Origin of the sequence: Streptomyces sp. D2-8 (assembly GCF_023184515.1) — a bacterium.
Taxonomy (GTDB): Bacteria; Actinomycetota; Actinomycetes; order Streptomycetales; family Streptomycetaceae; genus Streptomyces.
Genome location: NZ_JAAHBP010000013.1, coordinates 84736 through 96854, shown reverse-complemented (window position 1 = coordinate 96854; position 12119 = coordinate 84736). Strand labels below are relative to the sequence as shown.

At 72.0% G+C, this 12119-nt stretch carries 11 protein-coding genes and 1 pseudogene; 6 read left to right on the top strand and 6 right to left on the bottom strand.

Annotated elements, in window-relative coordinates; translation table 11 throughout:
• Window positions 1-283: 283 nt before the first annotated feature.
• The 4 genes from G3I77_RS23065 (at window position 284) to G3I77_RS23050 (ending at window position 2241) form a co-directional block, all read left to right on the top strand.
• Window positions 284-487, top strand: a complete 204-nt coding sequence (locus G3I77_RS23065; RefSeq protein WP_004984723.1) for a cold-shock protein — start codon at window positions 284-286, stop codon at window positions 485-487.
• A gap of 110 nt (window positions 488-597) precedes the next feature.
• Window positions 598-870 carry a hypothetical protein gene (locus G3I77_RS23060; RefSeq protein WP_248506714.1) on the top strand — a complete coding sequence of 91 codons (273 nt, stop codon included), beginning with the start codon at window positions 598-600 and terminating at the stop codon, window positions 868-870.
• 11 nt (window positions 871-881) lie between these two features.
• Window positions 882-1544 carry a class I SAM-dependent methyltransferase gene (locus G3I77_RS23055; RefSeq protein ID WP_248506712.1) on the top strand — a complete coding sequence of 221 codons (663 nt, stop codon included), beginning with the start codon at window positions 882-884 and terminating at the stop codon, window positions 1542-1544.
• Window positions 1545-1728: 184 nt separating this feature from the next.
• Window positions 1729-2241: a hypothetical protein gene (locus G3I77_RS23050; protein ID WP_308311411.1), complete on the top strand. Its 513-nt coding sequence runs from the start codon at window positions 1729-1731 to the stop codon at window positions 2239-2241.
• 112 nt (window positions 2242-2353) lie between these two features.
• Here the strand turns inward: G3I77_RS23050 and G3I77_RS23045 are convergent.
• From G3I77_RS23045 to G3I77_RS23025, 5 genes and pseudogenes are all read right to left on the bottom strand, one after another.
• Window positions 2354-2482: pseudogene (locus tag G3I77_RS23045) on the bottom strand (IS630 family transposase); the annotation flags it as partial.
• A gap of 159 nt (window positions 2483-2641) precedes the next feature.
• A complete protein-coding gene (kstD, locus tag G3I77_RS23040) occupies window positions 2642-4423 on the bottom strand; it encodes a 3-oxosteroid 1-dehydrogenase (protein ID WP_248506708.1) in 1782 nt (593 codons plus the stop codon).
• A gap of 95 nt (window positions 4424-4518) precedes the next feature.
• Window positions 4519-5640: a sugar ABC transporter substrate-binding protein gene (locus tag G3I77_RS23035; protein WP_248506706.1), complete on the bottom strand. Its 1122-nt coding sequence runs from the start codon at window positions 5638-5640 to the stop codon at window positions 4519-4521.
• A 107-nt stretch (window positions 5641-5747) separates the two neighbouring features.
• Window positions 5748-7667 (bottom strand): AMP-dependent synthetase/ligase, encoded by a 1920-nt coding sequence (locus G3I77_RS23030; protein WP_248506704.1) that lies wholly within the window; start codon window positions 7665-7667, stop codon window positions 5748-5750.
• Window positions 7668-7895: 228 nt separating this feature from the next.
• On the bottom strand, window positions 7896-9185 hold the full coding sequence (locus G3I77_RS23025; protein WP_248506702.1) for an acetyl-CoA C-acetyltransferase: 1290 nt from the start codon (window positions 9183-9185) through the stop codon (window positions 7896-7898).
• A 107-nt stretch (window positions 9186-9292) separates the two neighbouring features.
• On the opposite strand from G3I77_RS23025, the gene G3I77_RS23020 reads away from it, so the two are divergent.
• Both G3I77_RS23020 and G3I77_RS23015 read left to right on the top strand, forming a co-directional pair.
• Window positions 9293-10597, top strand: coding sequence for a 3-oxoacyl-ACP reductase (locus G3I77_RS23020; RefSeq protein WP_248506700.1), 1305 nt, complete (start codon window positions 9293-9295; stop codon window positions 10595-10597).
• Complete coding sequence (locus tag G3I77_RS23015) at window positions 10597-11448, top strand: MaoC/PaaZ C-terminal domain-containing protein (RefSeq protein WP_248506698.1); 852 nt, start codon at window positions 10597-10599, stop codon at window positions 11446-11448. Before G3I77_RS23020 ends, G3I77_RS23015 begins: the two co-directional genes overlap by 1 nt.
• Here G3I77_RS23015 and G3I77_RS23010 read toward each other — a convergent pair.
• Complete coding sequence (locus tag G3I77_RS23010) at window positions 11436-12101, bottom strand: TetR/AcrR family transcriptional regulator (RefSeq protein ID WP_248506696.1); 666 nt, start codon at window positions 12099-12101, stop codon at window positions 11436-11438. The genes G3I77_RS23015 and G3I77_RS23010 overlap by 13 nt on opposite strands.
• Window positions 12102-12119: the final 18 nt, after the last annotated feature.

Sequence of the window (12119 nt, the reverse complement as noted above, 5' to 3'; positions counted from 1 at the left end):
GCGGCCCCGGCGTCGGGGTGTGGCCTGCCGTGGGCGCCCCCACCGCCAGTCGGCCGAGGGTTGTTCAAACATTCGGGTGACGTGATCTTGACCCCTATTGCATTCCGGGGGCTGCGTGCTAGGCTCGTCGCAAGTTGCAGTTTGGTTTCCCTTGCAGTACAGAGCCTGCGGAGCATGTGACCGCGGGCTCTCGTCATTCACAGACATATGCACTTGTGCGGAATTCATCTTCACACTTGCTGGTTCTGGAGCAGGGCAACCCTTTTGGGCCCAAGGAGGGCTTATGGCTACCGGAACCGTTAAGTGGTTCAACGCCGAAAAGGGCTTTGGTTTCATCGCCCAGGAGGGCGGCGGCCCCGACGTCTTCGTCCACTACTCCGCGATCAACGCGACCGGATTCCGGTCCCTCGAGGAGAACCAGCAGGTGTCTTTCGACGTCACGCAGGGTCCGAAGGGCCCGCAGGCTGAGAACGTCACGCCGGTCTGATTTGTAGTACCCAAGGAGCCCCGCGCCGCCAGGCGACGGGGCTCCTGCCCTTTTCGGGCCCTTCCGCCCGGTGAATTCCCGGCGAATTCTGGCCATGGGACGATGAGCGCATGCGGAAAGACTCGGAGAACAGTGGGGAGGCCGACGGCGCTCCCGCCGACAAGTCCCTGGCCACGGGCCTGTCGGTCGGCCTGTCCCTCGGCACCGCGATAGGCCTGGTGCTCGGCATGACCGTCTTCGACAACCTCGCCCTGGGCCTGGCCCTGGGCCTCGGTTTCGGCACGGCGATCGGAGCGGGCGCGGGCGTCGGCGCCGCGCGGGCACAGGGGGGCCAGGGGGACGGGGGGCCGGAAGAAGACCGGGGAGACGAGGGCTCGCGCTAGGGTCTCCGGCCATGACCGACGCCGCTGACTTCGTGACCGAGACGCGCGTGTTCTACGACACCCTGGCCGAGGATTACGCCGCCCACTTCCAGGATCTGGGCCCGGGGACGCCCCTGGACCGGGGCGTGCTCCACGGTTTCGCGGAGCTGGTGGGTGCGGGGGGCGAGGTCGCCGACCTGGGGTGCGGACCCGGGCGGGTGACGGCGTACCTGGCATCCCGGAGGCTGTCGGTGTTCGGGCTGGACCTGTCGGAGTCGATGCTCGCGATCGCCCGCCGTGAGAACCCGGGCCTGCGGTTCGTGCAGGGCTCGATGCTGGAGCTGGACCTGCCGGACGGCTCCCTCGACGGTGTCGTGTCCTGGTACTCGATCATCCACACACCCGATGAGCACCTGCCCGCCCTCTTCGCCGGTTTCCACCGCGTCCTGCGGCCCGGCGGCCACCTCCTCCTCGGGTTCCAGTGCGGTGACGAGCCCCGCCGTTACGAGGAGGCCTTCGGCCACCCGGTGGCCCTGACCTTCCGGCGCCGCCGGCCGGAGCACCTCTCGGCCCTGCTGGAAGCCGCCGGTTTCACCCTTCGTGCCCGGACGGTGCGCGAGCCGGACGAAGCGAGCGGCGAGCCGGTCGCCCAGGCGAGCCTCGTGGCCCGCAAGCCGGCCGAGACGGCCCCCTAGTGCCATGACCGCGAACGTTCACCGGGTTGGTCGCGATGTGCTCGATCGCCGGACGGTTGGACAACCCGGCTCGTCCGGCGATCGAGCCATCCTCAGGTCCTCCCTCAACGGGTGCGCCCTCATCCGCAGGGCGGATACGGTCCGCCGTAACGGACGAAGCGTGGCCGCCATGTCCAGGGCCAGCATGTACGTCATGACGACAGCGACCGCCCCTCTCCCCGCCTCCGTACCTGCGCCTGTCTGGGCTCGCCGCGCCGCACACGCCATCGCTCTGTGCGCCGTCCCGTCCGGCCTGTGGCGGATCGCCATGGCATCCGGTGTCTATGTGGGCTACAGCGACCAAGTGCTGCGCGACGTCTTCGACATCCCGGGCTGGGGCATCGCATACGTCGTCGGCCTCTCCGTCCTCACTGAGCTGGCCGCTCTGTTTCCGCTGCTGCTCGTCAGCGACCGGTGGAGGCCGCTGCACCCCAGGGTCCTCGCCCCGCTGGCCTGGACCGCCTCGGGCGTCCTGGTCCTGGTGGCACTGTGGCAACTCGTGGTCGCCTTCACCGTCGAGAGCCAGACGTACATGTCGAGCGGTACGGCACAGACCGTCTGGGGGTTCGCTTTCGCCCCGCTGTTCGCCATCCCGGCCCTGATGACCGCGGTGACCTGGTCGTACGCAAAGCGGCACCAAGCACGGGGACAGGCGTAACCCCTACCACGTCCAGGACATCGGCTCACCCTGTCCCACTGCTGCCCGGCCCGACAAGCGTGGCCCATGGCTGAGCTGCCCAGTGATCGGTTCCGGTCACCGGGTTGAGCGGTCAGGCTGCTGTGGCGAGGGGGCGCCCGCCCCAGCGGATGCCCTTCTCCTTGCGGACGCGGGCGCGTTCCTTGCGCTGGGCGGCGAGGACATCGGGGTTGCGGGCGTTGGCGTTGCGCCGACGCAGGTAGCGGCAACCAGGGCGGAGCCTCACCCGCCGCGAGCCGTCGTGAGCGGCCGCTCGGGCATCGCCCAGCCCCACGTGCGATGCCCGAGCGGCCCCCGCAGCGGGGTGCACTCTCCCCAGAGCGGACCCGCCGCCGGCCACACGCCCCCGGCGGCCCGGCCCCTAGAGGAGCCCCGCGATGTCCCTCGCCGCGATGTACCCGAACGTCATCGCCGGGCCGATCGTCGACCCCGCCCCCGCGTAGCTGTGGCCCATCACGGCCGCGCTGGCGTTGCCCGCCGCGTACAGCCCCGGGATCACCGAGCCGTCCTCCCGCAGCACCCGGGCCCGGGCGTCCGTGCGGAGGCCGCCCTTCGTGCCGAGGTCGCCGGGGACGATGCGGAAGGCGTGGTACGGGGGGAGCCAGAGGGGGGCCAGACAGGAGTCGGGGAGGACCGACGGGTCCGTGTAGTAGTGGTCGTAGGCGCTGTCGCCCCGGTGGAAGTCGGGGTCCTCGCCCCGTCGCGCCTGGGCGTTGAAGCGGTTCACGCTGGTGCGCAGGGCCGCCGCGGGGACGCCGATCGAGGCCGCCAGCGCGTCCAGGGTCCACTCCTTGTGCGCGGCCCCCGAGTCGTACCAGGCGTCGGGGAAGGGCAGCGTCGGCAGGACGTCCTTGAAGAGGTACCGGTTGCGGTAGTTCTGGTCGACGACGAGCCAGCACGGGATGGCCGGTTCGGTGTCGTGGACGTCGTACATGGTGTGCACGACGTCGCTGTAGGGCGCGGCCTCGTTGACGAAGCGCCGGCCCGAGCCGTTCACCAACAGTCCGCCGGGCAGGGTGCGTTCGGCCAGGCAGAAATAGGGCTGGCCGGGAAGGGGGATCGCGGGGCCCCACCAGGCGTCCTCCATCAGGTCGAGGGCCGCGCCCAGCCGCTCCCCCGCCCGGATGCCGTCGCCGGTGTTCTCCTTCGCCCCGACGGTCCACTCCGTGCCGATGGGCTGCCGCTGGTAGCGGTTCCGCATCGCCGCGTTGTGCTCGAAGCCGCCCGAGCCGACGATCACGCCCCGGCGGGCGCGGACCAGGCCGGGGGCGCCGTCGCGGGTGACGACGGCTCCCGTCACCGTGCCGTTCTCGACGTGGAGGTCCGTCAGGGGCGTGTTCAGCCATACCGGGACCCCGGCCGAGCGCAGCCCCGCCCGCAGGCCCGCCGCCAGCGCCTGGCCCATCGTCAGGGGCTTCTGGCCGAGCGTCGCCGCCTTCGCGCCACGGGCGAGGCACTGGGCGGCGACGGCGGCGCCCCGGGCGTTCACGGCGGCCAGGGCGACCCACTTGTAGTCGGCGCTGAACACCACCATGCCGGCGGGGACGTCCATGTACGGCGGGTTCAGGTGCGCCAGCTCGGCGCCCAGGACGTTGCCGTCGAGCTGGTCCGGCTCGATGGAGCGGCCGTTCGGCAGGCCGCCGGGCAGCTCGGGGTAGTAGTCGCTGTAACCCTCCATCCATCGGAACCGGAGCGGGCTGTTCGCCATGACGAGGGAGAGCGTCGCCGGGCCGTGGGTGAGGAAGGCCCGCTGCCGGTCGGCGGGGACGTCCGGGCCGACGACCGCGGCGAGGTAGGCGGCGGCCTTCGCGGGGGTGTCCGGGACCCCGGCAGCAAGGATCACCGGGTTGTTCGGGATCCAGATCCCGGCACCGGAGCGGGCGGCCGAGCCGCCGAAGGTCGGGGCCTTCTCCACGACGACGCAGCTCAGGCCCTGGCGCGCGGCCGTCAGCGCGGCGGTCATGCCGGCGGCGCCGGAGCCGATGACGACGACGTCGTAGGTGCCGAGCGGGGGTAAGTCCGCCGCCCGGGCGCCCTGTTGCACTCCCGCCGCGACCGCGAGACCGGCACCGGCGGCCCCGGCCAGCAGTCGTCTTCGGGACGGGGATCCGGCAGTGTCCGAGGTGTCGGTGCGTGGGGTCATGGCGGCTCCAGCCCTGCGAGAACGCGAAAGGGGTGGGGAATGTCGCGCGGGGGTCTTGCGAAGTCAAGACCCGTGCGGCCCCCACCGCGCGTCCGCTACTCGAGGCCGATCGCCGCGCAGTCCGCCTTGTACTCGGAGGTGCAGATGTTCTTGACGGTGTACACGCCGTCCGTGATCACCGTCTCCTTGATGTTGTCCTTGGTGAGGGCGACCACCGGCACCAGCATCGCCGGGATGTTCTTCTGCGTCGGGCTGTCGACCGTCTCGCGGGTCAGCGCGGCGAACTCGATGGCACGGCCCTGGACCTTGGCCACCGCGATCTTCGCCGCGTTGGTCGCCTCCAGCAGGAAGGACTTGTACACGGTCATGTACTGCTCGCCGGAGACGACCCGCTGTACCGCGTCGAGGTTGGCGTCCTGTCCGGTCACCGGCGGCATCCTGGTGGCCCCGGCGTCCTCCAGCGCCTCGATGACGGCGCCCGCCATGCCGTCGTTGGCCGAGTAGACGGCGGCGATGTTGTTCAGCCCGACGGTCTGGATCGCCTTCTTCATGTTCGCCTTGGCGATCGCGGGCTTCCACTCCTTGGTGTCGAACTGCTCGACGATGTCGACCTGGCCCTGGAGTTCGCTGAGCGCGCCGTCCTTGAAGCGTGCGGTGTTGGGGTCGGCGGGGTCGCCGTTCATCATGACGACCTTGCTCTTCGCGGCCTTGTCGCCGAGTTCCCCGACGATGGCGCGGCCCTGGACCTGGCCGACGAGTTCGTTGTCGTGGGAGACGTAGGCGTCGATCGGGCCCTCGGCGAGCCGGTCGTAGGCGATGACCGGGATGCCGGCGTCCTTGGCCTTCTGCACGTCCGTGGCGATGGTCTTGGAGTTCAGGGCGTCGACGAGGATGACGTCCACCTTGTCGGCGATCATCTTCTGGAACTGCTCGCTCTGTCTGGTCGCGCTGGCCTCGGCGTTGGCGTAGCGGACCGTGCCCTTGTTCTGCGTGAGGGACGCGACCTCCTCCTTGATCAGCGGGTAGTCGAACTTCTCGAAGCGTGCCGTGTCCCGGTCGGGCAGCAGCAGGCCCACCGTGATGTCGTTGCCCTTCTTCGCGGCGGTGTCGTCACTCCCGCCGTCGCCGCAGGCGGCGAGAGACAGGGCCGATACGGAGACCGCCAGGGCCACGGAGATGTGCCGCACGGCGGCCTGACGGGTGTTGCGCGCTATCACTGGTGGTGCCTTCCGATGGGGGGAGCATCGTGACGAGATGGTCGAAAGCCAACGGGCAGACGCCGTGCGTCGTCAAGAACCACGTGTGAAGAGATCGCAAAGGTGCCTCACTGCGTGTACAGACCCTCTACTTCTGCGGCGAACGCGCGCAGCACGGCCTCCCGGCGGAGTTTCATCGACGGGGTCAGATGGCCCGCCTCCTCCGTGAAGTCCTCGGGGAGGACGGCGAAGCGGCGGATGGACTCCGGGCGGGAGACCAGTTTGTTGGCGTCGTCGACGGCGCGTTGCAGGACGGCGCGCAGTTCCTCGTCGTCGACGAGGAGCGTGGGCGGGACGGGATGCTTGCCGTTCATCTGGCGCCAGTGGGTGATGCCGTCCGGGTCGAGGGTGATCAGCGCCGAGACGAAGGGGCGGCCGTCGCCCAGGACGAGGCACTGGGAGATCAGCGGATGCGAGCGCAGCCAGTTCTCCAGCGGGGCCGGGGCGACGCTCTTGCCGCCCGCGGTGATCAGCAGTTCCTTCTTGCGGCCGGTGATCGTCAGGTAGCCCTCGTCGTCCAGTTCGCCCAGGTCGCCGGTGGCGAGCCAGCCGTCGGGGGCGGCGGGGACGACGCCGCCGGCCTGCGGGTCCCAGTAGCCGCGCAGCACGTGGTCGCCGCCGACGAGGATCTCCCCGTCGGCGGCGATGCGCACGCGGGTGCCGGGCAGCGGCCAGCCGACGGTGCCCAGCCGGGGTTTCAGGGGCGGGGTGACGGTGCTCGCGCCGGTGGTCTCCGTCAGGCCGTAGCCCTCGAAGATCTCGATGCCGGCACCGGCGTAGAACGCGGCGAGACGGCGGCCGAGCGGGGAGCCGCCGCAGATGGCGTAGCGGACTCTGCCGCCCATGGCGGTGCGGATCCGGCGGTAGACCAGGGGGTCGTAGAAGGCCCGGGCGGTCCTGAGGGCGCGGGAGGGGCCGGGGCCGGTGCCCGTCTGCTGGGCCTCCAGGGCCTCTCCGTAGCGCTGCGCCACCGACGCCGCACGGTCGAACGACGAGACGCGGCCGCCGGCCTCTGCCTTGGCGCGGGCCGAGTTGAAGACCTTCTCCAGCATGTACGGGATGGCCAGCAGACACGTCGGACGGAAGCTGGCCAGGTCCGGCAGCAGGTGCTCGGCCTTGATGCTGGGCGCGTGGCCCAGCCGGACGCGGGCCCGGATGCAGGCGATCGCCACCATGCGGCCGAAGACGTGGGACATCGGCAGGAACAGCAGGACCGAGGCCTCTTCGCTGGTCTTCGCCCGGAAGACGGGGTAGAGCAGCTCGATGGCGTTGTCGACCTCGGCGAAGAAGTTGCCGTGGGTGAGCGCGCAGCCCTTGGGGCGGCCCGTGGTGCCGGAGGTGTAGACGAGGGTGGCGAGGGTGTCGGGGCCGAGCATGCCGCGCCGCACCTCGACCTCCTGGTCGGGCAGGTGCGCCCCGGCTTCGGCGAGCCGGTCCACATGGCCCTTCTCGACGATCCACAGGTGCTGGAGGTCGGGCAGCCGCTCCCGCTCCGGGCCGAGGGCGGCGGCCTGCGCGGCGGTCTCGGTGACCAGGGCGACCGCGCCGGAGTCCTGGAGGATCCAGCGGGCCTGGAAGACGGAGGAGGTGGGGTAGACGGGGACGGTGACCAGTCCGGCCGCCCAGGCGGCGAAGTCCAGGACGGTCCACTCGTAGATGGTGCGGGCCATCACGGCGATCCGGTCGCCCGGCATCAGGCCCTCGGCGATCAGGCCCTTCGCCACGGCCCTCACCTGGTCGGCGAACTGTGCCGCCGTGACGTCGCTCCAGGACCCGTCGGCGTCCTTGCGGCTGAGCACCACGGCATCCGGATGCGCGGTCGCGTTGTCGAAGGGCAGGTCGGCGAGCGACCCGTGCGTCCACGGCGGGGCCAGCGGCGGTACGGAGGCCTCCCGTACCGCCCCGTCCATCCGCCGCACCTCGGGCTCGACCAGGACCGGCCCTCCGTACACGTCGCCGTAGGCGGAGGAGGGATACGCAGTGGACACGGGCGGCTCCTGGGGCGTGCAGCGAAGACTGCTTGCTGCATGACGTACGTGCCTCGCACGCCGAGGCGCTCAACCGGCTGAACCCCCAGAAAGGGGTTACTGACGGTAGGAACGGGATCGTACGGCGCTCACGTGGCGGGTCTGTGCGGGTTCGGGGGTGGTCCGGAGCCAGGCCTGTGCAATCTCGGGGGTTAGGTGAGAGTCCTTCAGGTTTTGTACGCCGTGCTCTCAGGCCCGTTCCAGGATCGCCGTCACCCCCTGCCCGCCCGCCGCGCAGACGGAGATCAACCCGCGGGCGGGGGCGTCCCGTTCGGTGAGGAGCTTGGCCAGGGTGGCGACGATCCGGGCGCCGGTGGCGGCGAAGGGGTGGCCGGTGGCGAGGGAGGAGCCGGCGACGTTCAGCCGGGCGCGGTCCACCGTGCCCAGGCCCCGCTTCTCCCAGGCGGCGAGCGTGGCCAGCACCTGGGAGGCGAACGCCTCGTGGATCTCGACGAGGTCGAAGTCGTCCAGGCCCATCCCGGCCCGCTCCAGCATGCGCGGGACGGCGTGGGCGGGCGCCATGAGCAGGCCGTCCTCGCCGCCGGCCACATCGCCGCCCACGAAGTCGACGGCCGCCGTCTCGTACGCGGTGAGGTACGCCAGCGGCTCCAGGCCGCGCTCGCGGGCCCACTCCTCGCTCGCCAGCAGGACGGTGGCCGCGCCGTCCGTCAGCGGGGTGGAGTTCCCGGCCGTCATGGTCGGGTCGGGGTGGTCGAGCCCGAACACCGGCTTCAGGGAGGCGAGTTTCTCCACCGTCGAGCCGGGGCGCAGGTTCTGGTCGCGGGCCAGGCCGCGGAAGGGGACGACCAGGTCCTGGAAGAAGCCGCGTTCGTAGGCCGCCGCCAGCCGCTGGTGACTGGTGGCCGCGAGTTCGTCCTGCGCCTCGCGGGCGATGCCCCATTCGCGGGCGGTGACGGCGGCGTGTTCGCCCATGGACAGGCCGGTGCGCGGCTCGGCGTTGCGCGGGATGTCGGGGGCGAGGTGGCCGGGGCGCACCTTCGCCAGGGCCTTCACGCGGCCGCCGAGCGACTTCGCCCGGCGGGCCTCCAGGAGGATGCGGCGCAGGGAGTCGTTGACGCCGAGGGGCGCGTCGCTGGCGGTGTCGGCGCCGCCCGCGACGGCCGACTCCGTCTGGCCGAGGGCGATCTTGTTGGCGGCGGCGATGACGGCCTGGAGGCCTGTGCCGCAGGCCTGCTGGATGTCGTAGGCGGGGGTGCGCGGGTGGAGTTCCGAGCCGAGGACGGTCTCGCGGGCGAGGTTGAAGTCGCGGCTGTGCTTGAGTACGGCCCCGGCGACGAACTCGCCGACCGCGCCCGGCTCCCGGAGCCCGTAGCGCTCGACGAGGCCGTCGAGGGCGGCGGTGAGCATCTGCTGGTTGGAGGCGGTGGCGTAGGGGCCGTCGGAACGGGCGAAGGGGATGCGCGCTCCGCCGACGATCGCCACGCGCCGCACCGACGGCGACAGCTGCTGGGGGCTCATGTCGACCTGCTCCTCGCCTGTGACGTAGCCTTACCTCCGGTAACCTTACTCCAGAGTAAGCAGGAGTGGGGCGTCACTGAGCCGTCGTCGGGAACTGGGAGTTGTCAATGGCCGACCGCTATCTGAGCTTTACCGGTACCGCGCCCGGCCGCTTCCTCACCCGCCGGCTGGGACTGCCGCAGCCCGCGGCGCTGACCCGCTGGTCCCCCGAGCGGCCCGCCCTGGACGGCGGCCTGCGGCACCTCACCGTCGGCCGGTCCACCCTCGGCCTGGCTCCGGTCCTGGCCCGTGCGGGGAACGGCCCGGCCGGCTCGGACCGCGTGGCCGCCGTCGCCCTGGACGCGACCGGGGTGCGGGACGTCGAAGGCCTGGCGGAGGTGCATGCCGCCCTGCATCCCGCCGTACGGTCGGTCGCAGCGAGCGGGCGCGTGGTGGTGCTCGGCGCGCCGCTCGACCCCGCCGACCACCACCAGGCCGCGGCGCAGCAGGCCCTGGAGGGCTTCACGCGCTCCCTCGGCAAGGAGATCGGCCGGGGCAGGACGGTGAACCTGGTCCGGCTCACGGACGCCGCCGCCGCGGAGTCCACCCTCCGCTTCCTGCTGTCGCCGAAGTCGGCGTACGTCAGCGGGCAGGTGATCGAGGTGGGAGCACCCCAGGAGACGACTCCTCCCGACGGGGACCGCCCCCTGACCGGCCGCACCGCCCTCGTCACCGGTGCCGCGCGGGGTATCGGCGAAGCGGTCGCCGAGACCCTCGCCCGGGACGGTGCCCGGGTCGTGGTGCTCGATGTGCCGCAGGCCGAGCAGGACGCCCGGCGCGTCGCCGACCGGCTCGGCGGTACCGCGCTGCTGCTCGACATGACGGCCGCGGACGCGGGTGCGCGGATCGCCGAGGCCCTGCCCGACGGCCTGGACCTGCTGATCCACAACGCGGGCATCACCCGTGACCGGCGCTTGGTGAACATGCCCTCCGAGCGCTGGATCTCCGTCCTCGAAGTGAATCTGGCGAGCGTGCTGCGCACCACGGACGCCCTGCTGAAGGACGGCACGCTGAAGCGCGGCGGCCGGATCGTCGCCACCGCCTCGATCGCGGGGATCGCCGGCAACGCCGGCCAGACCAACTACGGGGCAAGCAAGGCGGGCGTCGTCGGCATGGTCCGCTCCCTCGCGCCGCGCGCGCTGGCGGAGCACGGCGTGACGGTCAACGCGGTCGCGCCCGGCTTCATCGAGACGAAGATGACGGCCGCCGTCCCGCTGTTCATCCGCGAGGCGGGCCGCCGGATGAACTCCCTCGCCCAGGGCGGCCTCCCGGCCGATGTCGCCGAGACCACCGCCTGGCTGGCCCACCCGGCCTCGGGCGCGGTCAACGGCCAGGTCGTCCGCGTGTGCGGCCAGAGCCTGCTGGGGGCGTGATGGCCGGCCCGAGCGACGTCGCCCTCGCCCAGTCCCCCTCCCTCGCCCCGCTCCTGGCCCGCGGCGCCCTGCTGTCCCCCTTCAAACGCCCCAGCCCCGACGCGGAGTTCCCCCGCACCCGGCTCGTCCTGCCGGGCCTGCGCGTCGACCTCGCGCGGCTCGCGGCGTACGAGCGGGTCTGCGGGTTCCCGACCGGGGAGGACGCACTGCCGGTGACGTATCCGCACGTGCTCGGCTTCCCCCTGGCCATGCGGCTGATGAGCGGCCGGGGCTTCCCGCTGCCGCTGCTCGGTCTCGTCCACACGTCGATCACCGTCACCCGGCACGCACGGATGCCGACCGGCGGCTCGTACGAACTCTCCGTGCATGTCGAGGGGTTGGTCCCCCACCGGCGCGGCACGGAGGCCAGGATCGTCACCGAGGTGCGCGGCGGCGGGGACGTCGTATGGGAGTCGAGGAGCACGTACCTGGCCCGGCACCGCACGCACCGGCCGGCCGCGGCTCCCCGGGAGCCGGAGGTACGCAAGCCGCCGCCCGCGGTCGCCGAGTGGCGGCTCGCCGGGGATGTCGGGCGCCGCTACGGGGCCGCCTCCGGGGACCGCAACCCGATCCACCTGCACCCGCTCACGGCCCGGCTGTTCGGCTTCCCCCGGGCCATCGCCCACGGCATGTGGACGGTGGCCCGCTGCCTCGCCGCGCACGGCGTCACGGAGTGCTGCCATGTGCGGGCGGAGTTCAGGGCACCGGTCCTGCTGCCCGGGACGGTGACGTACGCGGCGCAGGACGGCCGCTTCGAGCTGCGCGGCCGGGAGGACCGGATCCATGTGACGGGGGACGTCTACCCGGCGTGAGGGCCCGCCGGCTCCTCCGGAGGTGCCCAGGGCCGCCCGGCCATGAGGTCGCCGAGCCCCGCCCAGGCGAAGTTCATCAGGGTGGCCGCGGCCTGGCGGGCCGTGACGCCCGGGGTGGCGTTGGCCCAGGCGGCGAGCGACTCGGCTGCGCCGACCAGGGCTTCGGCGAGCCCGGCGACCTCACGCTCCGGCAGGTCGGGGTCGCGGTGGGCCTCCCGGGCACCGGCGAGGATCAGCTGGGTCACGAACGCGACGATCTCCTCGCGCATCGCGGTGATCTCGGCGGCGAACGGCTCGCCGTGCGTACGGGCCTGGAGGTGCAGGACCGACCACGCGTCCGGGTTCTCGCCGGTGTGCGCGAAGAAGGCGCGGAGGCCTTCCCAGAGTTGCCGGTCGGCGGGCAGGTCGCGGCGGACCCCGGCCCGCACCGCCTCGACGAGGGCCCCCGCCTCCCGGCGGATGCAGGCGGTGAAGAGGTCTTCCTTCGAGTTGAGGTACAGGTACACCAACGGCTTGGACACGCCGGCGAGTTCGGCTATCTCGTCCATCGACGCGGCCATGTAGCCCCGTTGGCCGAAGGTCTGTACGGCGGCGTCCAGCATCTGCTGTTCACGGACCGCACGCGGCATCCGCTTGGTCTTCACGGCACCCATACCGCTTAGCGTACGGGC

Bases quoted from the DNA above. Each gene is read 5' to 3' on its own strand.
- G3I77_RS23015 (WP_248506698.1), top strand. From the start codon at position 10,597: ATGGCCGGCCCGAGCGACGTCGCCCTCGCCCAGTCCCCCTCCCTCGCC.
- G3I77_RS23020 (WP_248506700.1), top strand. From the start codon at position 9,293: ATGGCCGACCGCTATCTGAGCTTTACCGGTACCGCGCCCGGCCGCTTC.
- G3I77_RS23025 (WP_248506702.1), bottom strand. From the start codon at position 9,185: ATGAGCCCCCAGCAGCTGTCGCCGTCGGTGCGGCGCGTGGCGATCGTC.
- G3I77_RS23065 (WP_004984723.1), top strand. From the start codon at position 284: ATGGCTACCGGAACCGTTAAGTGGTTCAACGCCGAAAAGGGCTTTGGT.
- G3I77_RS23010 (WP_248506696.1), bottom strand. From the start codon at position 12,101: ATGGGTGCCGTGAAGACCAAGCGGATGCCGCGTGCGGTCCGTGAACAG.
- G3I77_RS23055 (WP_248506712.1), top strand. From the start codon at position 882: ATGACCGACGCCGCTGACTTCGTGACCGAGACGCGCGTGTTCTACGAC.
- G3I77_RS23060 (WP_248506714.1), top strand. From the start codon at position 598: ATGCGGAAAGACTCGGAGAACAGTGGGGAGGCCGACGGCGCTCCCGCC.
- kstD (WP_248506708.1), bottom strand. From the start codon at position 4,423: ATGACCCCACGCACCGACACCTCGGACACTGCCGGATCCCCGTCCCGA.
- G3I77_RS23050 (WP_308311411.1), top strand. From the start codon at position 1,729: ATGTACGTCATGACGACAGCGACCGCCCCTCTCCCCGCCTCCGTACCT.